This is a genomic window from Lacihabitans sp. LS3-19, assembly GCF_024343575.1.
Classification (GTDB): Bacteria; Bacteroidota; Bacteroidia; order Cytophagales; family Spirosomataceae; genus Leadbetterella.
Genome location: NZ_RJUA01000115.1, coordinates 35,021 through 57,841, shown reverse-complemented (window position 1 = coordinate 57,841; position 22,821 = coordinate 35,021). Strand labels below are relative to the sequence as shown.

The window sequence follows — 22,821 nt, the reverse complement described above, 5'->3', positions numbered from 1 at the left end:
TTAAAATTTTATATTTATTCCGAAAAAATATATTTTAATACTTTTTCTGAGCGTTGGAAAATCCTCATTATCTAGCTTCGACACGTCTTATGGAACAAGTCGACGAGCGGTAAAAAAAATATAAACTTAAACTAAATACTTTTTCATAACTCGGAGGCCAAAAAAAAATCCGGTTGAACCGGATTTTTTATTTTAAGAATGAATAGCTCTATTTTCTGTGGCCGCGAGGCAGGCTTCTTTCATGGCCTCCAAATAGGTTGGATGGGCATGTGAAATTCTTGAGATATCTTCTGCAGATGCTCTAAATTCCATAGCAGTTACGGCTTCACCAATCATATCGGCCGCTCTTGCACCTATTATATGTACACCGAGTATTTCGTCTGAAGTTTTATCTGCTAAAACTTTTACTAATCCGTCCACATCGCCACTGGCTGTAGCTCTACCGAGTGCTTTGAAAGGGAATGATCCTAATTTATAGGCAATTCCAGCTTGTTTCAGTTCTTCTTCGGTTTTACCAACTGCGGCAACTTCTGGCCAAGTATATACTACGCCTGGAATCAAATTGTAGTTGATATGCGGTTTCTGACCTGCAATAGTTTCTGCAACAAAAACGCCTTCTTCTTCGGCTTTGTGTGCCAACATAGCTCCTCTTACTACGTCACCAATAGCGTAAATATTGGGTACATTTGTTTGTAAAGTATGATCATCTACCAAGACTTTTCCTCTTTCTATAGCTACACCCGCTGCTTCCAAGTTCAAATTGTCAACATATGGTCTTCTGCCAATACTTACCAAACAATAATCGCCTAATATCTCCACTTTTTTGCCTTCTTTATCTTCAGCAGTTATTTTTACTTCTTTACCCAAGTTTTCTATCAAACTCACTTTCGTATTGAAATAAAACTCTGCTCCAAGTTTCTTTATTGACTTCTGCAATTCCTTACCCATGGTTTTGTCCATGGTAGGTATCATACCGTCGGCAAACTCCACAAAAGTAACCTTTGAACCCAGTCTAGCATAAACCGAACCCAGCTCCGCTCCAATTACACCTGCACCAATTACAACCAAATGTTTTGGTAATTCTTTCAGTGTAAGGGCCTCTGTTGATGTGATGATTCTGGTTTTATCATAATTCATAAAAGGCAAAATAGTTGGCTTAGAGCCTGTAGCAATTATAATATTTTTGCCAGTAATTTGCTCTTCCGAACCGTCTTCTTTCGATATTTTAACAGTATTTTTATCTACAAAAGAACCAAATCCATTTTTAACATCTATCTTATTTTTTTTCATCAAATAAGATATCCCGTCGTTCATTTTTTTAACAACTTGGCCTTTTCTATCTATCATTTTAGATAAATCCACTTTTATCTTTCCAGTGGTTATACCATGCTCTTCGAAATGATGCGTGGCATTATAAAAATGCTCAGATGAATCCAAAAGAGCTTTTGAAGGTATACAGCCCACATTTAGGCATGTTCCACCCATTACATTATATTTTTCAATTATGGCTGTTTTAAAACCTAATTGTGCACATCTTATGGCAGCAACATATCCACCAGGACCTGAGCCTATCACTACTACGTCGTATTGCATATTTGTATTGTTTTTATTTCAAAAAAGGCATCCAAAAAGATGCCTTATATTAATTTATACCTGAAGAAGCATTCTCATTGGATCTTCTAACAATTGTTTTACTCTTACTAAGAAACTAACAGAATCTTTACCATCAATAGTTCGGTGGTCGTAAGAAAGAGCCACATACATGATTGGTCTAATTTCAACAGAACCATTTATAGCCACAGGACGCTCAACGATATTGTGCATGCCTAAAATTGCCGACTGTGGAGCATTGATGATTGGGGTAGAAAGCATAGAACCGAAAATTCCACCATTTGTAATAGTGAAAGTTCCACCAGTCATTTCATCTATAGTCAATTTATTATCTCTTGCTTTTAATGCCAACCTAACTACTTCACTTTCTATCTGAGCGAAGTTCATTTTTTCGGCATTTCTGATTACAGGAACTACCAAACCTCTCGGTGCTGAAACGGCAATCGAAATATCAGTAAAGTCGTTGTAAACAATTTCTTCACCATCAATAAATGCATTTACAGCAGGAAATTCTAACAAAGCTATTGAACAAGCTTTAGTGAAGAAAGACATAAATCCTAAACCCACACCGTGAATATCTTTAAATTTATCTTTGTATTGTTTACGAAGATCCATAATCGGCTTCATATCTACTTCGTTGAAAGTAGTCAACATGGCTGTTTCGTTTTTCACAGCTACCAATCTTCTAGCAATGGTCTTTCTAAGAGAAGTCATTTTCTCTCTTCTTGACCCTCTGTCTTCTTTCGGTGCAACAACACTTGGATTTGGCTCAGATTTTGGAGTTACTGAGGGTGTAGGTGCTGCTTTTGCATTTAATGCATCTTCTTTAGTTATTCTTCCACCAACTCCTGTACCATTCACATCGGATGAAGCAAGACCTTTTTCTGCCATTACTTTAGCAGCAGCAGGTGAAGGATGACCTTCTGCGTATGTCGCATTTTCTGCTGTTTGAACAGTAGTTGGAATTGAAACCTCACCTTTTGCTTCTTTTGGTGCTACTGTACTACCTCCAACAGCCACAGCTGCTAAAACTCCACCTATTGGCACAACAGTACCTTCTTCGGCTTTTATAGTTAATGTACCTGCAAATGGGGAAGGTAATTCAAATGTTGCTTTATCTGATTCTAATTCACAAATAATCTCATCTAAACCTACTTGATCTCCTGTTTTTTTCAACCAACTGGCAATTGTAACTTCTGTAATAGACTCCCCAACAGTTGGTACTTTTATTTCTAAAACTTCGGATTTTTGAACCACTGTATGGGCGACAGGATCAGAAACAACTGCAGGTCTAACCTCAAGAGGCAAAGGCTCAGATTTTTCTGTGCTTGCTGCATTTTGCGGTTCTATAGAACAAATAGCAGCACCAATTTTTAAGGTATCGCCTTCTTTTCCAATAATATGGAGAATACCATCTGCCTCAGCAGGAAGCTCGAAAGTTGCTTTATCTGACTCAAGTTCACATATAACTTCGTCCATTTTTACAAAATCACCATCTTTTTTTACCCATGCTGCAATCGTAACTTCTGTTACAGATTCCCCAACCGAAGGTACTTTCATGTCAATAGCCATAATTAATTCAATTGAAATGCTTTGTCTAAAATTTTATTTTGAATTTCGTTGTGATTTTTAGTATATCCTGTTGCAGGAGAAGCACTAAGTTTACGAGAAATTACATCATCTACTCCGCCAGAGAATTCCCTAACGATAAATGACCAATAGCCCATATTTAATGGTTCTTCCTGTACCCATATTTTTTCAGCAGAACCATATTTAGCCAATTCAGCCTGAATTTGTGTCTTTGGAAAAGGATACAACTGTTCGATTCTAATTATCGCAATATCCTCTCTTTTTTCGTCTTGACGTCTTTTATATAAATCGTAATAAATCTTCCCGCTACAAAGCAAAACTCTCCTAACTTTTTTAGGGTCTACTGTAGTGTCACCAATAATTTCTCTAAAAGTAGTATTTTCTAAAAATTCGCTCATTTCCGAAATTGCCATCGGGTGTCTCAGCATCGACTTTGGCGACATATGTACACATGGCTTACGAAATGGTAATGTAACTTGACGTCTGAGCATATGGAAATAGTTGCTTGGTGAAGTACAGTTACATACAAAAATATTGTATTCTGCGGCAAGTTGAAGGAATCTTTCTGGGCGAGCATTTGAATGCTCAGGACCTTGACCTTCATAACCGTGTGGCAACAACATCACCAATCCGTTCATGGAATTCCATTTTGATTCGGCCGCTACTAAGAACTGGTCAATCATAATTTGGGCACCATTTGCAAAGTCACCAAACTGTGCTTCCCAAATAACCAAAGCTGAAGGGTTGGCCAATGCATAGCCATATTCAAAGCCCATAACGGCATATTCAGAAAGGAAAGAGTTATAAATCTCAAACTTGCCCTGATTTTCGCTTATATGAACCAGATTGTTATAACGTTCAAAAGTCTTTATATCGTGTAAAACTGAATGGCGGTGAGAAAAAGTACCTCTTTGAACGTCTTGTCCTGTCATCCTAACCCAATTGCCTTGTTGTAGCAATGAACCAAATGCCATCAGTTCAGCCGCTGCCCAGTTAAATGGTTTATTGCCAGAAAATATCTCTTTTCTTTCCTCAAGTACTTTTTCAATTTGTTTGATCGGAGTAAAACTGTTAGGAACCGTAGAAAGTGCTTTTCCCACAATATCAATAACATCTTTTGAAATTCCAGTTTTAGGTGACTCCTCAAAATCTTCGATTGTAGATCTTCTCAATTTTGCCCAATCTCTTTCAAGTTTTGGCAATTCATATGGCAATTGATTTTGTTTTACTTTCGCAAGTATGTCTTGAAGATTATCGTCAAATTGGGCTTTAATCAATTTAGCATCATCTTCATTTATAGTACCATCTTCTTTTAGTTTTTCTATGTATAACTCTCTTGGAGTCTGATGTTTGCTGATTAGCTCGTACATACCAGGTTGGGTAAACCTCGGCTCGTCAGCTTCATTATGTCCATGTTTTCTGTAGCATATCATATCTACAAATACATCTTTATTAAATTCTTGACGGAACTCAATCGCTAACTCCATAGCGTAAACAACCGCCTCAGGGTCATCTCCGTTTACGTGAAGAATAGGCGTATCAAGAATTTTTGCTACATCCGAACAGTATAAACTCGACCTCGCATCAGCATTGTCTGTCGTGAAACCTATTTGGTTGTTAATGATAAAATGAATAGCTCCACCTACATAATATCCTGGTAGATTCGACATCTGGGCAATTTCATAAACAATCCCCTGACCTGCCAATGAAGCATCCCCATGAACTATAATTGGAAGAATTTTATCATATATGTCCTGAAATTCGTTTGGTTTTAGACCATGACTTTCAAAGTGAGCATCAGCTCTGGCTCTAGCGTATCCTAAAACCACAGGATCGACAGTTTCTAAGTGTGATGGATTTGCCATCAATTTCATAGAAACTCTTTTACCTTCAGGTGTTTGGATTTGACTAGAATAACCCATGTGGTATTTCACATCGCCGTCACTAAACTCAAGTGTAGGTACATTTTCCTCAAACTCATTAAAAACCTGGTCATAAGGCTTTTGCATCAAGTTTGTTAGAACGTTCAATCGACCACGGTGTGCCATTCCTATTACAACCTCTTCTACTCCTAACTCTGCCCCTCTCATAATAGCCGCATCGAGTCCAGGAATAGCAGACTCACCGCCCTCAAGCGAGAATCTTTTTTTACCTAAAAACTTCGTGTGAAGAAAATTCTCAAAAGCAACTGCTTGATTTATCTTCTTTAGAATTCTTTTCTTTTTGTCAAAAGAAGGATTGTAGTTTAAATAATCTGATTCGATTTTTCTTCTAAACCAACTTTTGATTCTTCTATCACGTATAAATAAATATTCGAAACCAATTTTACCACCATAAATAGTTTTAAGAGAAGTCTCAATTTCTCTCAATGTTGCAGGGCGACCGAAAACTTCAACACCTGCTTCAAAAACTGTATCTAAGTCTTTCTCAGAAAGTTGAAAATATGCTAAATCAAGATTTGCATTGTATTTCCTGATTGAATAAAGAGGGTCAATTTTTGACATCATGTGTCCTCTTGATCTGTAACCTCTTATTAAATGAACAACTTCTCTTTCTTTAAAAATTCGTTCTTTCTCCGATAAATTTCCTGAAGGCACTGAAGAAGATGTTGATGAATCTGTATTCCAAGATTTAGAAAACTCAAAACCTTTGAAGAAAAACTGCCAACTTTGATCGACAGATTCTGGATTCTCGAGGTATTGTTGATAAAGCGATTCTATGGCGGCCACATCGCCATTGGCTATAAATGAAAACTGATCCATTATTTTTATTATACTCTTAAAGCATTATTTTAAAAACATTAAACTAAATGTGTCAAGTATTTAAACGACAGTAATTTTAATTTAATGCGAACTAAATATTTTTATTTTTAATAAGCAAAAATTTGTGTTTTTTTTATAAAAAATGTCCTTAATATTTCGATTTATTGAACTTTTTAAAGAAAAACTCTAGAATTTTGGCTTTTTTTTTGAAATTTCATTTAGATACTTTTCTAAATATTAAAATTTATCAAATAACCAACTATCTCCACCATTCTCGTCATTGTTATATTTTATCATAAATTGAAAAATACCGCCTAGTTGTAAGTTATTTGAAGGATTACTGCTTGCGTTCACGGCATTTGAATTATATGACAAACCAAAATTCAATGACTTTGTGGCTTTATATTCTAAAAACGGAAGAACGGAAGTGCTTTTTTGGTAATAGGAATAAATGTTATTCACCCTATAAGATGCCCCCATAGAAAACCTTTTGTTTACCCACATTTTAAGATTAAAGTCAATATTGTTTTTCTTTGAATTGAAATCATAATAATACAATGAATTTAGATTAAAACTTAACAATGACTCATTTTCAAAGATGTAACCCAAGTTGGCTAAAAAGGGTTTAGGTTCATATATTCTTTTGGAAGCGAATAGCATTGTATTTGAAAGTCCTAAAAAAGCGTTTTTATAAAAACCAAAAACACCTAAACCTCCATGTGGCATAACTTTTTGTGAGATTTGCGTTGACAATAAATTTGGTTGAATAAAAAAACCAGCATTTGCACCAATTTTCAGTTTCAAATCCCCAATTTCATATCCTTTAGCATAGCTCATACCAAGGCCAGTATTTATGATATTACCAGAATTGTTTCTGTAGCCCTGAAAGGCTATCCCTGATTTTTTATACAATTGGCCATCTAAAACAAGCAGTTGATTAACTGAATTAAAGTTTACAGAACCATTGAACTGCTTACCCATCAAGCCTTTCAATGTGAACGGGCTATTCTCGCCAGCCAGAGCTGGGTTTAAAGCCAAATAATTAAACTGATACTGGTTTATTAAACCAACTTGGGCATCCGCTACACCAAATGTCAAAAAAAGCAACGCTAATATTTTTCTCATTTTATTTTTCTCAAAAAAAAGACCGTTTATTTCTAAACGGTCAATTTAAAGAACTTCTTATTTAATTAATCCATTTGAAGGATTTTTATTTCAGTACGTCTATTGGCTTGGTGCTCTTGTTCAGTACATTGTACTCCGTCGGCACATTTATTAGTCAACATTGTCTCTCCGTAACCTTTATATTCTACTCTAGAGCGGCTAATGCCTCTTTTGAACAAATAATCGGCTGATGCTTTTGCTCTTCCTTCAGAAAGTTTTTGATTGAAATCAGAAGGACTTCTACTATCCGTATGAGATCCTAACTCAATTTTCATTTTAGGATAATCACGCATTAACTTCACCAATCTATCCAATTCAACTCTTGCGTCAGACCTGATGTTACATTTTCCATAATCAAAATAGATATTTTCAATTTCAACAACATCACCTTTAGTAAACATCAATATATCAGAGCTCACATTTTCGTTGGCTTTGCAATTAAGCTTTTTAAGCACCTTAGACTTTGATGCCATGCTTTCTTTTTTGCCTTCGATAGTATAATCACAACCTTCTAAAGCAGTGAATTGGAAGTTTCCATTTTTGTCTGAAAGTGCTGTTACTGTAGAACCATCACACCCATTTCTCAAAGTTACAACTACACCTTCTAAAGTTTTCTTATTTGACTGTGAGGTTACTTTTCCTCTGATTATACAAGTTTTATCATTAAGTCCTGGAACACTTTTGCTTGAATTAGAACCATTTACACCATTTGGATCCATGTTAATGTCGGTACCATCTTCTCCTAGTTTGGTAGACGCTGGAATCTCAGTGATTCTTTCTAAGCTATCGGCTTCGCTAGGTCTTTCGAGCGGAATTTCTAATCTTGAAGGTTCGTTATCACACTCATCAGTTGAATAACTTACGTTATTATTACTATATCCTTCTCTGGTAGTTTTAAAAGTATATTCATAATCGACAGCAACATTATCCAAAGCAATAATTCCTTCAGAATTGGTTACTAACTCAATATTGTTACCTAACTCGTCAACGTAATTAATAGTAGTATTATCCAGTGGCATTTTTGTTTCCGCATCGTAAACAGCGATTAATAATTCACAACCTTCTTTAAGCTCGCACTCTCTATCAAATTTGTAAATGTCGTCATCATTTCCACCGCGTTTTCTGTTAGAACTAAAATATCCACTTTGTCTTAACCCATCAGTAATAACTCCGAAATCGTCTTTACTAGAGTTTATTGGTGCTCCAAGATTAATCACTCTTCCTTTTTGTGTAACACCATCTAATTGTGTAAAGAAAATATCTAATTCACCTAGGCCAGGTAGACCATCTGATGAAAAATATAAGTTTCCTTTCTCGTCGACATAAGGGAACATTTCGTTTCCTTTCGTATTGATTGTATTGCCTAAGTTGACAGGTGCCGACCAGTTTGTACCATCGTATCTAGTTACATAAATATCAGTACCCCCAAACCCTCCAGGCATATCTGATGCAAAAAATAATAATTTTTCGTCAGGAGAAAGAGCAGGATGACCAGTTGAATACTCATCAGAATTGAAAGGCAATTCAGTTATATTTCCCCAACTGTCTTTTTTAGCTTCACCCATATAAAGCTTAAGTTTGATGATACCATCAGAACTTTTTTTAGCGGAACCACTAGAACTAACATTGTTTCTTGTAAATAAAACTTTTGATCCATCTTTAAAAAACGCGGCAGGTCCTTCGTGATATTTTGAATTTATTGAACCACTCATTCTATCGCTTTCTGTAATTGGCTTGTCAGAATAACCATATCCTTGAGAGATGTTTTTTCCACCATAAGTACCAATTGTGCGGGAATCATTAGCAGTTGGCATTGTGTATTCGTCAGAACCAACCATTCCTCCAGAGCCTGATTTTGTTTTTTTAGAGGAACCGCCACCACCAAGACCCGCTTCAGTAGCAGAAAGGTAGGCCACATCTTCTAAGTGATATAAATCAAGAAAAGGGGTATTATTCCAATTGAAAACTCTTCTTACTCCTGAAGTTGTTCGGCGATTTGAAACAAATATCAAACCGTTTTGATAGCTAGTTGGGCTAAAATCGGCTGCATTGGTATTGATTGATAAATAATCAACTTTATAACATGCAGCATTTTTAGACAATACACTAACATCGTTGTAAAGCTTTGAAAATCCTTTTGCTCTTGTATCGTTATCTACAATACCAAGATATTTCTGGTATTGCTCTTGAGATTCTTTATACTTACCATTGGAGGCTAAAGCTTGAGCATAGTTTAATAAAACTTTTGAATTATCTCCTGAAAAATCACTTGAAGAGCTCATCATGTCTCTAAGTACTCTTTCAGCATTTACTGCATCTTTAACTTTTAGGTAACTTTCTGACAAGTTTTTCATTGCAGAAAACTTATCAGTATCTGAAATACCTTTCTTTTTTAAAGCTTGCTCATAAGCATCAATAGCCTTAATAAAACTGAGATTCTCGAAATGATGCTCTGCAGTTTTCAACAATGCATTTTGACCGATAGCCATTACAGACATCAATCCTGCACACGTTAATAGTGTAATTTTTCTTTTAATCCTGACAAACATAATTTTTATTATTTATATGGGGGACTTTGGTATCTTTTAGAAATACCTCGGTGTGAGAATTTTAGACTTTCCGTATCCAAACTCATACCTTAGTAACCACTCATGCGTTGGTGTTCCTACTAACTTATTGTATAAAACTGAATTACCTGAAGTTTTTGTATTCAGTCTATTATTGTTGTAGTCGTAAGCATAACCTAATCTTATTTGAGGCGTAAGCTGAAGTTCGAACATTCCAACTACTGCATCAATATTATCTTGACCCGACAAAACTGTTTGAGATTTTCTACCTGAAACACCAAGTGCAATTTTGTCTTTGAACCAGAAGTTAATGTTTCCGTCAATGCCAAGTGGTGAGCCATTGGTGTATCTCAACATCGTAGAAGGTTTGATTTTAAAATTACCTTTTCCGATAACAAATCCCATCATAGCAAAATAATGTCTTTTGATTTTACCAATACTATTGGGATCATCAGGAGATATTTTTTGTTCGATCATCTGCGGCACAGAAAAACCGAAATAGCTTTTATCATTACTGATAAACATACCTAAACCCGCATTAAACATAAATCTACTTCTATCAACAGAGAATATCGGATCATTTAAATCAACCAAATTATTAACTTTTGAAAGAGCTTGACTCACATTTGTAATGGTAGGTTGAAGCCCCAAAGACATTGTAGTTTTGGCTCCAATTTTAAATCTATAAGAATATGCAAGATTCAATCCGGTATTGTCTGCAACTCCAATAGCGTCGTTATAGGCAACAAGTCCAATTCCCATTTTTTCGTTTTTAATAGGCATATCCAAAGAAAACGAATAGGTAGTTGGCGAACCTGGAATGTTTCTATCAAGCCATTGGTATCTACCTAATGCTGTTAAACTTAATACATCTCTACTACCTGCATAAGCTGGATTGATAGCTAATGTATTAAACATATACTGGGAATACATTACTTCTTGTTGTGCGAAGATTTTTGTGGTAGATACAAGGCAAAGTATTAATAATACCATTACCTTATTCGGGACAGAATTTAGGTGTTTCATTGTCTGTTTATTTATAAATATTTTCCTGAAATTTATTTTCTAATTGATTACAATAAAAAGAATTGACAATCAACAGATTAGCAAAAATATAAATTTTTTTAGTTTTTATAATAAATGGGGAAATATTTTATTTCCCCATTTAAATATTTTAACGTTTAACTGTAATATAATTAACTACTGGCTTACCACCGAACAATCTAGCATTTGTACTTGTAACCACATAATAATAAGTACCATCTGCTACAAAAGCATCATTTTCAAGTCTTATTCCCTGATTAGATCCACCATTCCAGCCTTTGCCTGACTCAGTATCTCTAATGTAGTTTTCAGAACGGTAAATCAAATGACCCCATCTGTTGTATATAAACACTTCGATGTTATCGTCCGCTGTCAATGTAACCGCATTGTTTTTGTCTTTGATTACTAACAAGTCGTTTTGCGTGTCACCATTTGGCGATAAACCATTTGTGATCAATACTTCAACAGCTGAAGTATCTTCGGTAGCTGGCTCTATAGTGATTGCGGTCGGTTCATTATCATTTCCAGGATTTCCATCATTGTTTTTATCTGGAATCATACCTGTCGACGATTTATCTGTTACAATAGTTGTACCAGAAAGTGCAGTTCCATTCACAGTGTTCAAATAAGTTTGAGCTTCGGCATCCGTATTCAACACTTTCACTTTAAATGTAAGTGTATCAGATTGACCTGGTAGTAATGAACTTTCACTTGGCAACAACAATCCTTTAGTAGAATCACCATTAAATGCGGCATTAACTTTCAGTGTGCTTGAATCGTTAAGTGTCGGCACTCCCATTAACACATACTGCGTATTATTGCTAAACACATCTGCTAAATCATCAGTCAATTGAATACTATCTAAAGTAACAGAACCATAGTTTTTAACTATTACTTTATATGTTAACAAGTAACTTCCATCTGCACTACTTAAAGTATCCACCGACTTAGCAATACCTAAAGGCGTAACTGGCGTAAGGTCAAGTAAACCTGTAAAGTCAATTACTGTTGGATCCGAATCATCAGAAGGATCTCCTGAAAGATTCTTGTCTGGATTCAATCCATTCACTGAAGGGTCTGAAGTAGAACCACCTGTGAAGTATCCGATTGCCAAGGCAATGTTTTCGTATTTCAATGTATCGGCCAAGTTCATGTCTACTCTTACTACTAAGCCTATTGTCTTGGTAGTTTTCAGAGGAAGACTAGAAATAGAGTCTGCCAACATATTAGTCAACTCGCCTTTTCCTGTATAATTGCTATTAGCTACTATTCCAGTTTCTGCGTCTTTAATCATCACAGAATCAATAATTACCTTGTCTCCAAATGTGTAAGCTAAGTTGTCTTGCAATTGAACTTTATCAAATGGAACAATACCATAGTTTTTCATTACAAACTTAAACTCCACATCGAATACCTTAGGTCTATTATCTACTGGTGTTATCGAAACCAAATTTTTAGCTAAACCTATCAGCTCATCTGGAATATTATCGTTGAAGTTCAAGATGGTAGGATTAGAACCTTCTGGTGCTGGATTAATTCCATCATTAGAGATATCTGATACTACTTGGCCGCTCGGACTAATAGAAGTAACCGTTACATTATTTCTAAATGGTCCATTGTTGCTGTTCAACTTAATATTTATTGTCCATCTTAATGTATCTGTTTGAGCTGAACCTAAACTACTTACAGTCGATTTCAAAAGACAAGTATTATCCACACCATTGAATGAAGTATCTGCAACTAAGCTACTTCCAGCATTCAAGTATGGTTTTACTGTAACAACCACCTCAGTAGGAGATGAGAATGTATTACTTAAAGTATCACAAATAGCTACATTTGTTAGATTCAGGTTACCACAATTTTTAATTATCGCTTGGTAGGTCACATTGTAAGTACCATCTTCAAGCTTTTGTTTATTGATTGTAGTTAATGCTAAACCTACACAAGTTGTAATCTCTGAACCTTGGTCTTGTGTACCAAAAATCAACTGCGTAGGACTACTTCCTGGCTCATCAGGATTAACGCCTGAGTTAGAAAGGTCAACAACAGTAGAAGTTGTTCCATTAGTAAGTGTACCTGTTCCTTGTGCTATCGCTTGGTTTTGGAATTCTGTCTTACCACCAGTTACTAAATTAATAGTAAACCAAATAGTATCTTGTTTACCAATAGGAAGTGTGCTAGGTGATAGAGTTAACGCAGGGTCAGTGCTTCCATTAAAGTTTGGATTTACTGCCAGAGTGGTTGAACCAACCGGAATAGCTGTACCTACCATAGTATAAGACGCTGGGTTTCCAAAGTATTTAGACAATGTGTCTGTAACTATTACATTGCTCAAATCAAGAGAACCATTGTTTTTAACAATCGCTTGGAATGTTACATTGTAGCTATCATTTGCTTGCTTAACAGTATCAATTACTGCTAGTACAATAGCAATACTTGGTGATTTGAACAGTTTAACAACTGTTGGATCATCCAAATCTGCAACTACTATTGAGCCATCATTTGACACATCCGAAACATTTTGTGCAATTCCAAAGGCTGTCATACCCACTGCCTTTGCAATTGTATTTGTACTATATGGCCCTTCGGTACCCATTGGTAGTAAATTAATTACAAACGTAACCGTATCAATTTTTCCTACCGCTAGTGTACTGGTCATTTTATTTAATACTGCAATATCACTTGAGCCATTGAAGCTATCGTTTCCAACTAAACTACTTCCAGCATTAGGAGTAGGTTTTTGAATAACTGTGAATTGTGTTGGACTTGCAAACATATTGCTTAAGTTTTCAATCAATTCAATACCTGTCAAGGCTACATTTCCACAGTTTTTCAATAGTGCGGTAAACTTAATATTATAACTTCCATTAGACTGCAATGTTGTGTCAGCTTTCAAGGCAGTGGATATACAAGTTTCCTGACAAGAGGTACATTCTATAGAGAAGTCGTCAGTATTATTACTATTAATTGGGTCATTTTGATCTGCTGACACTTTATTAATAACATTTACAACAGCACCAGCTTTTGTCAATTTAGCTACATAAGTGTAGGTTTTTGTTACACCTACAGCTAAAGTTGGGATTACAACTTTTAGATTGTTTCCTTCTGTTAACAAGCCTGGAGTTCCTCCTACTAACTCTAACCCTTCAGGAATTAAATTTATAACTTCAACATTCGTAGCATCTGATGGACCATTGTTTTTAACCTGTAATGTATAGGTTACCTGATCTCCGATTACAACACTTGTTTTGTTTCCAGTAATATTTACCTGAATATCTGCATCTCCTTGAACAACATTACAATCATCAATTGTTACTGTAATTGAAGATGAATTACTATAACATCCTGTCGCAGTTTTTTCGAAGACATAATAAGTTCCTTCACCAACTGCATTCGCTGTTGCCAACATCGATGACGTAGGACTATTACTTACGTGGAATTCAAATACTCCACCTGAAGTTGTAGGGTTACCCGTGATCTTACTAACCAAATCAACAGTTGTAGTAGGGCATGTATTTGCTGTTTGAGATGTTACAGTTGGAGCTGCCAAATTATTAGACATGTCAACTTGAATTCCCTCAGAACTTAAAGACATACATGAACTTCCATTTATGTATTTAACCGTATAGGTACCTGGAGTTTTTACAACAATCGACTTTGTAGTTGCACCATTACTCCACATGTATCCAAATGTACCTTCTTCACTCGCTGTAAGTGTTACTGAATCTCCCAGACAAATAATTGGTGATTTGCTAGAAGTAAGAGTTGGAATAGAACCAACACCATTTAAAGTAACAACTTTAGAAGCCGAAGCAGCCTGACAAGAACCTCCATTATCTGGATCATTTGTTGTCAATGTCAATGTTACGCTACCATTTATTATATCCTGAGCAGACATAAAGTATTTAGTTACAGGAGCAATTGAATTCTCAAAAGTACCCGTTCCATTTGTTGTCCAAGTAGAGGTGGTAGCTGCTCCGCCAATTGAACCATTTAGTTCAATATAATCTGTGCTTACACATAAAGTTTGATTTGCACCTACAGACGCTGTGGCAGGGTCAGTAGTACAATCAATTGGATTTTCACACGATACAATTCCTACGTTAATTCTTGCTCCTTCGCTATAACAACCGTTTCCAGATGAAGTAAAGGCATAGAATGTTCCAGTTGAACTTATCGCACTAGGATTAGACACAGCTGGTGAGGTAGGGCTATTACCTGTTCTATATATTATTGAGCCGCCTACAGGTGCTTGACTTGTAACCGCAGTGGTTAAGTCAGCAGTAGTATTAGGACATACATTAACTATATCATTAACTGTTGGCTTACTAACTCCAGCCCCAGTAACTACTACTGAAATAGAATTAGATTGACCAGACTGACATAAACCTGCATCACAAATTGCATAATAAGTAGTCAAAGTGGTTGGAGATACCGAAACTACAGCTCCTTCCATACCATTAGACCAAATTACAGTTCCAACACATCCGGCAGCCTCTAAGTTAGTGGTCAATCCAGAGCATATTACAGTGTTGTTACAAGTTACAATTGGTGGAATAGGATTTCCAACAGTAATAGTAGCAGCACCAGAGCTAGTACTTACACAGTTTCCGATAGAACAAGTAGTTGTATAAACTGTTGTTACTAATGGATTAATGTTTAATGTACTTCCAGTAGCTGTAGTGTTATCATAATGCCATGTTACAGTTCCTTCACATCCAATCGCAGTCAATACTAACGACTCGCCAACACAAATTCTACTTGCACTACAAGTGATTGTTGGAGGATTTGGAATATCACTTGTCTCTATTCTTATCGTATTTGAAGAAGGACTATCACAATTCTCATTACTCATTCTACAAATTGCAGAATATGTAGTAGTAACCACTGGATTAACGGTTATTTCTGAACCTGTCATGCCATTAGACCATAATATAGTTCCAGCACATTGAGTAGCTGTTAAAATCACACTTGATCCATTGCATACCACAGTACCGTTGCTAGTTATAACTGGAGCAGCTGGAGAACCAACTGTTACAGTAACAGGATTAGAAGCTACACTAACGCAAGTACCTGAGGAACAAGTTGCCGTAAATGTTTGAGTCGTACTTACAGTAACAGTAATTGAACTTCCAGATTGACTATTTGACCAATTTACAGTTCCAGAACAATTAGTGGCTGTCAGAGTTACACTTCCAGCTTGACACAATTGCGTGTTGCTAGCTGTAATACTTGGAGGCGTTCCTCCATTTGTTGATACATTAACCAATACACTTCCAGTTCCAGCACAATTTCCAGTTCCACATGTAGCAGAGTAGGTTGTTGTAACTAAAGGCGAGACAGTTATTGTTGCAGTAGTAGCTCCTGTGCTCCAAGTTAATCCTGAACTACAATTTGAAGCTGTTAAAGTAATTGACTCACCAGAACAAATATTTCCATTTGAAGCCGTTAAAGTAGGTATTGTTTGAAAACCAACAATGATTTCAAGACTTGCTGTTTTCTGACAAGCTCCACTACCACAAGTAACAACATAAGTGCTATTTTGAGAAGGAGAAACAGTTATAGTTGCTGAATTAGAACCTGTGTTCCACGAAATTGGGCTTGCACAGTTGGCTACAGTAAGTGTTGTAGATTGACCAGCACAAATATTAAGATTTGTAGTCGAAATAGTTGGAGTTTGACCTGAACCTACATTTATTGTCACGCTAGCAGAACCAGCACATGAGCCAGTACCACAAGTAGCAGTATATTCTATTGTTGCAGAAGGAGTAACAGTAATACTACTTGTAGTAGCACCATTGTTCCAAACTATTCCTGAACTACAATTCGTAGCAGTAATAGTTACACTTTCTCCTGAGCATATATTATTGTTAGAAGCCGTTACTGTTGGTATGATTTGAGAACCAACAATAATCTCTTGACTCATAGTTCTTACACAAGAACCTGATCCACACGAAACTGTATAAGTAGTATTAACAGTTGGACTTACAGTAATAGTTGCTGATGTTTGGCCAGTATTCCATGACAAACCTCCAGAACATCCTGATGCCGTAAGCGTAGTACTTTGCCCTGCACAAATAAATGCATTCGTAGTTGTTACAACAGGCGTTTGAGCTGGAACAACGTTAATTGTTATGCTAGCTGTTCCTGCACAAGAAATATTTCCACAAGAAGCAGTATATGTACTATTACTCGATGGTGATACTGTAATAGTATTTCCAGTCGCACCCGTATTCCAAGTAATACTTGAAGAACAATTGCTAGCAGTCAACACTACAGAAGTACCCGCACAAACATTATTTTCAGAAGCTATTATAGTTGGTGTTTGGCCTGTACCTATATTAATAGTTTTAGAAGCAGAACCAACACAACCTTCGACTGTACAAGTAACAGAATAAGTAGTAGCAACACTTGGATTAACCGTGATTGCTACAGTAGTTTGGCCTGTACTCCAAGCCAATGTCCCAGAGCAATTTGAAGCCGTAAGGGTTACGTTTCCTCCTGGACAAACTGTCTCTGAAGAAGCAGTGATTACAGGGATTTCAGTTATAACTTGAATTAATACTGGAGTAGATGCAGGACTAACACATCCGTTTACAGTACAAGTAGCTGAATAAGTTGTGCTAACAAGTGGTCTCACAACCATTATATTACCAGTTGCTCCATTCGACCAATTTACTGTTCCAGTACAATTATGAGCTGTAAATACTAAACTGTCACCACTACAAATTCTTTCGGCTCCACAAGTTACAATTGGTGCAACAGAATTTGGTGTTACATTAATTGCAATTGTTGCATATCCACTACATCCTGTACCAGTCGCACATGTTGCAGTGTAAGACGTTGTTGTTGAAGGTGTAACAGTGATTGTTGAACCTGTACCCAATACAACTGAAGTATTAGAAGATAATGACCAACTGATTGTTCCTGTGCAATTTGATGCAGAAAGAACAACTGGTGTGTTTTCACATACATTGTTAACAGATGCAATAATAGTAGGCGTCATACCTAAGCCACCAACATTTATTGTCGTTTGTGCCGTTGCAGCACAAGTTCCAGTTCCACAAGTTACTGAATATGTCGTGGTAGCTACTGGAGTAACTATCGTTGAAAGAGTTGTTGCTCCATTTGACCATAATACTCCTCCAGAACAATTACTAACGGTTAAAGTAACAGGCTCATTTCCACAAGTATTAGAATTTGAGGCTAATATTGTCGGCGTTTGAGAAGAACCAACATTTATTGTTAGACCAGCAGATGCCGGACTAACACATGTTCCGGTAGAACAAGTAGCAGTATATACTGTAGTTGCAACTGGTGATACTGTAACAGTAGCCCCAGTTTGACCATTTGACCATGTAACTGTTCCACTACAACCAACAGCTGTCAATACCGTACTTTGACCTACACAAATATTGCTATTCGAAGCCGAAATTGCTGGTGCAGTTGGATTTCCAGTAAGTGTAATGCTAATTGGAGAAGAAGGATTGCTTATACAAGTTAATATTCTACACGTTGCGGTATAAGATGTAACTGGTGCTGATGGGCTAACTTCAATTGAAGAACCTAAAACACCGTTATTCCAAGTTATTGTACCAGTACAACCAGAAGCCGTAAGGATAACTGAACCTCCTGTACAAACAGTTGTACTTGAAGCAGTTACCAATGGTGGAGCTACAGTGTTTACAATAATTTGAATATTGTTAGAGTTCGGACTTAAACAAGTTCCAACTTGACATTTTGCATTATAAATTGTGGTAACCGAAGGACTAACAGTAATAATATTCCCTGTCATTCCATTTGACCAAACTACAGTTCCATTACAACCAATAGCTGAAATAGAAACACTTTCGCCTGGGCAAATATATGGATTTGCACAAGAAATTAAAGGAGTTGTAGGATTACAAAGCTGTTGAACAGTAATCGTATTGGTATCATCATCATCTTCATTTCCACCATTATTTGGTGTCGAATCAGGATCTAACTGATCTGATTTTGTAACCTCTGCTCTGTTTGTTATACTTCCAGTGCCTGTAACAGTTGCTGTAATGTAAAACTCATCTTGCGAATTTGCCAAAATCGTAGCAAAAGATGCGGTAGCTGTATTTCCACTATTAGAATTTACATCCGCTCCAGTAACCGATACAAGAGTTAAACCAGCTGGTAATATATCCGTAACTTCAACATTTGTGGCATTGTTAGGTCCAGCATTTGAAACCCTAATTGTATAAATAATATTATCTCCCACTGAAGGTGATGAGTTATTCACCAATTTCTGCAAGCTCAAATCAGCAATTGGATTTGGTGTGATTACGTTAACTATTTCATCATCATCATCGTCTTCATTTACCGTTGAACCATTGCCAGGTGTAGAATCAGAATCTCTCTGATCTGCACTTTTAACTTCAGCAACGTTAATCAAGGTTCCGGTGCCGATTGCTTTAGCAGTATACGTTAAATAAATAGTTTGTCCAGCAGCTATAGTTGGTATTGCAGCAGTTAAAGTACCACTTGCATTTGCAAATGAAGAACTAGAAACAAACTGAAGACCTGAAGGTAGTTTATCTTCAATCACAACGTTAGTTGCAGCATCAGGGCCTGCATTGGCTACTTCAATGGTATAAATGATATTATCATTAACATTTACAGTACGCATATTTGCTGTTTTCAACAATGACAAATCAATTGTTAACTCACAACTTTTAGCAGATACAACAGCTTGAGTAGGATTACTATAACATCCAGCTCCTGATTTTTCGAACAAATAATATGTTCCAACGCCAACAGCAGAAGGGTTAGCAACTAGTGGAGAGCTAGGCAAGAAGCCTGTGTGCCATTCAAAAGTACCTCCTGGAGTTGTAATCCCGTTAATAATATGTGTATTCAAATCCGCCGTTGTTCCTGTACATATCTCTATTATACTTCCACATGAAGGATTTAGAGGCCTTTGGTTTACTACTAAAGCAACAGGAGTTCTGTCTGTTGGACAACCAAGTGCTACATTGCTTAATTGAGCATAATATACTGTTGTAGTAGTTGGGAACACTAGGTGATTTTGACCACTATTTGTAGTAAACATTGGTGTTCCACCTGAAGGAACCAAATACCAATTAATTGATATTCCATTTGATGAAGTAGCAACCAAATTAGTTGAGTCCCCAGAACAAATGTCTGAATCTACAGCAGATATAGAAATGATATCAGCACAGCTCGGCAAGTAGAATCCAGCATCTATTGTTTGATTATATTCACCTGCGGCAAGAACATATACTCCAGATTTTCCAGTTGTCATGTCTGCATCACTATCCTTAGCGTCATCTCCTCCTGAATTTGCTGGGCTAGACGAATAACCAGATGGCTTTCCGAAAACGACAACATAACTTCCAGGGACTAAGTTAGCAAATAGATATGCACCACTAGGATCAGTTGTAGTTGAAGCTACAAATGAACCATCAGGTCTTTCTAAAGTAACAAGAACACCACCTATTCCTGTTTCACCAGGATCTTGAACACCATTTTGGTTAACATCTAACCAAACAAAATTACCTATAGATGCTACTGGAGTTACAGTAATATCTGCGAAATCTGAATCGTCTTCGTCACCGCCAGTTTTTCCATTTTGTGCAATTTCATCATCAATTGAAGTACCATCATTGGCTGGATTACTGTCAGGATTTGAATCTATATCTGTAACAACTTCGCCAGAAGGGCCTTTAGCATCACTAATCTCTGCCGAGTTTCTTACTGGACCACCAGCGAAAGTACTACTAACCACAAAATCGATAGTCAATGGAACCGACTGTCCAGCTAAAATTACCAAACTTGGATTATTAAATAGAGCAGTTGCACCACTTTGAGTCCAATCTGGATCTGCAAGTGTTAATCCAGCAGGTATATAATCTGTAATTTTAACTCCAGTTGCCATTACGGTACCTTGGTTAAATACATCGATTTTGAATGTAACTGTAGATCCTGGGTAAATTGGGCCAGTCGTCAAAACAGTTTTTCTTAGAGCTAAGTCAAATACTGGTACTGTAGTAACATTGATTGTACTTATATCAAAATCATCTTCGTCACCTCCGGTTTTTCCATTTCCTGTTATTACATCGTCTTGAGATGTACCATCATTAGCGGGGTTATTATCTGGATTTGAATCTATATCAGTTACAACAGATCCACCTGGACCTTGTGCCGCTGAGATCTCTGCACTGTTTGTCAATGCTCCGCTAAATGTTGGCGAAACATTAAAAGTAATGGTCAACTTTGCGGTATCACCAACTAAAATACTCGCTATCGGCGTAATCCTTGTTGCTATACCTCCAGTAGCTGTCCAATTGGCATCTGCTAGCGTTAAACCTGTAGGTATGTAATCTGAAATCTGAACATTGGTAGCTTCTAAGTTACCTTGATTGAAAACATGAATATCAAAAGTTACTTGTCCACCAGCCACTACAGATGTTGAAACAGAAGTTTTCCTTAATGCAAGGTCAAAAATAGGTGCTGGTGTAACCGTAATTACGCCAATATCCGAATTATCATTATCGCCGCCTGTTTTTCCATTTTGTGTAATTTCGTCATCTATTGGAGTACCATTATTATTTGGATTATTATCCAAATCTGAATCTATATCTGTAACATTTTCGCCCGAAGGTCCTTTTGCAGAAGAAATCTCGGCACTATTGCTAAGACTTCCTGTGTAAGTTGATGATACATTAAATGTGATTGTTCGTGTTGCTGTATCGCCAGCTGCTAAAGTGGCAATTGGAGAAACCAATGTAGCCACACCACCACTCGCAGACCAATTGGCATCAGCTAAAGTTAAACCAGTTGGAATATAATCTGAAACTTGGATATTTGTAGCTACAATATTTCCTTGGTTATAAACTTTTATTGTGTAAGTTATTTGTCCGCCTGCAACAACTGTGTTAACATTTGGCATTTTTGTTAAAGCCAAATCAAAAATTGACCCTTGCTCAAATATTATAGCACAACAACCAGTAGCAGAACAGGTCGTTAAATTTGTAGTAAATGTATAAGATCCAATATCATTTATTGTTAATGAATTATCTCCATTCACTGTAGCGAAAGGAGACCCAGGTCCTATAGGCAAATTGTTTCTATACCAAACAATCCCAGTTCCATAGGAAAAGGGAGCAGGTACTTCTACCGTATATTGATCGCCCGAATAAAATGGTATTGGAACTGAAAAACATGAAGTAGCAATATCGTCTTCCGAAAGATCGGAATTTCCAGGCACAGAATCAATATCTGTATCTGGACTTGATTTTATTTCTGCAATATTAAAAAACACTCCTTGAGTTAAAACTGTACCTGATATTTCAAGTAAAAGAGAATCTCCACCTGCAAGACTTGGAACAGTCCATGTACCAATACCTGTTCCACCTATGTAAGACCAAGACCCACCAGTTTGTGTTGCTGAAACAGCCCCTAAACCTCCAATGGGTACTACATCCTCTACTACAATATTTGTAGCAGTAGTATTGCCTTGGTTTACTAAAGTAACCGTGTACTTTACAGTTGAACCTACGGTAGGCATTGAATTATCAACCTTTTGCTTGACAGCAAGGTCAACTTCAGCGGCAAAAGCAAAACTACTTGCAAACACAAAAAATATTGCAGCTGCAATATTGAATTTAGCAAAGTTTTGTTTACCAGTGTCGAGATACCCTACCCCCCCAAAACGATCTTTAATAGCATTTGCATTGAAGAACTTAAAAGGCAGTAAAAGACTGACAAATTTAATTAGGAAGGAAAGCTGTTTCATAAATTTGTAAAAAGTAAAATTGTAATTGTTATTTCCTAGTGTTTTTATAAATAAGTTGCTGTTTATCATATTGTTGTGCTTAATTTCCAAATGACCGTTTTGAGGATTATCACATAAAACATTTCCTGAAACCGAGTTGATTTCAATCTTGTTTTTGCCAAATAAAGATTTCCTACTTTCAATTGATTTTGAAAGTGGGCTTTTTGAATTTGCTACCGGTTTTATTTTGTAAATATTTTCCATTTGGGAAAAATTATAATCCTATAAAAATTGTTGAACAGATTGATTTAAAGCCAAT

7 protein-coding genes are annotated in these 22,821 nt (G+C 36.5%); all 7 read right to left on the bottom strand.

The window, feature by feature from the left end:
* Positions 1 to 192: 192 nt before the first annotated feature.
* Positions 193 to 1,593, bottom strand: coding sequence for a dihydrolipoyl dehydrogenase (gene lpdA, locus EGI22_RS17180; protein WP_255069665.1), 1,401 nt, complete (start codon positions 1,591 to 1,593; stop codon positions 193 to 195).
* Between the two features lie 54 nt (positions 1,594 to 1,647).
* A complete protein-coding gene (gene odhB / locus EGI22_RS17175) occupies positions 1,648 to 3,183 on the bottom strand; it encodes a 2-oxoglutarate dehydrogenase complex dihydrolipoyllysine-residue succinyltransferase (RefSeq protein WP_255069664.1) in 1,536 nt (511 codons plus the stop codon).
* Positions 3,184 to 3,185: 2 nt separating this feature from the next.
* On the bottom strand, positions 3,186 to 5,963 hold the full coding sequence (locus EGI22_RS17170) for a 2-oxoglutarate dehydrogenase E1 component (RefSeq protein ID WP_255069663.1): 2,778 nt from the start codon (positions 5,961 to 5,963) through the stop codon (positions 3,186 to 3,188).
* Between the two features lie 237 nt (positions 5,964 to 6,200).
* Complete coding sequence (locus tag EGI22_RS17165; RefSeq protein WP_255069662.1) at positions 6,201 to 7,088, bottom strand: type IX secretion system membrane protein PorP/SprF; 888 nt, start codon at positions 7,086 to 7,088, stop codon at positions 6,201 to 6,203.
* Positions 7,089 to 7,153: 65 nt separating this feature from the next.
* The gene (locus EGI22_RS17160; RefSeq protein ID WP_255069661.1) at positions 7,154 to 9,676 is read right to left on the bottom strand and encodes an OmpA family protein; all 2,523 of its coding nucleotides are present in this window, start codon (positions 9,674 to 9,676) and stop codon (positions 7,154 to 7,156) included.
* Positions 9,677 to 9,712: 36 nt separating this feature from the next.
* On the bottom strand, positions 9,713 to 10,720 hold the full coding sequence (locus tag EGI22_RS17155) for a type IX secretion system membrane protein PorP/SprF (protein WP_255069660.1): 1,008 nt from the start codon (positions 10,718 to 10,720) through the stop codon (positions 9,713 to 9,715).
* Between the two features lie 148 nt (positions 10,721 to 10,868).
* Positions 10,869 to 22,766, bottom strand: coding sequence for an SdrD B-like domain-containing protein (locus EGI22_RS17150; protein WP_255069659.1), 11,898 nt, complete (start codon positions 22,764 to 22,766; stop codon positions 10,869 to 10,871).
* Positions 22,767 to 22,821: the final 55 nt, after the last annotated feature.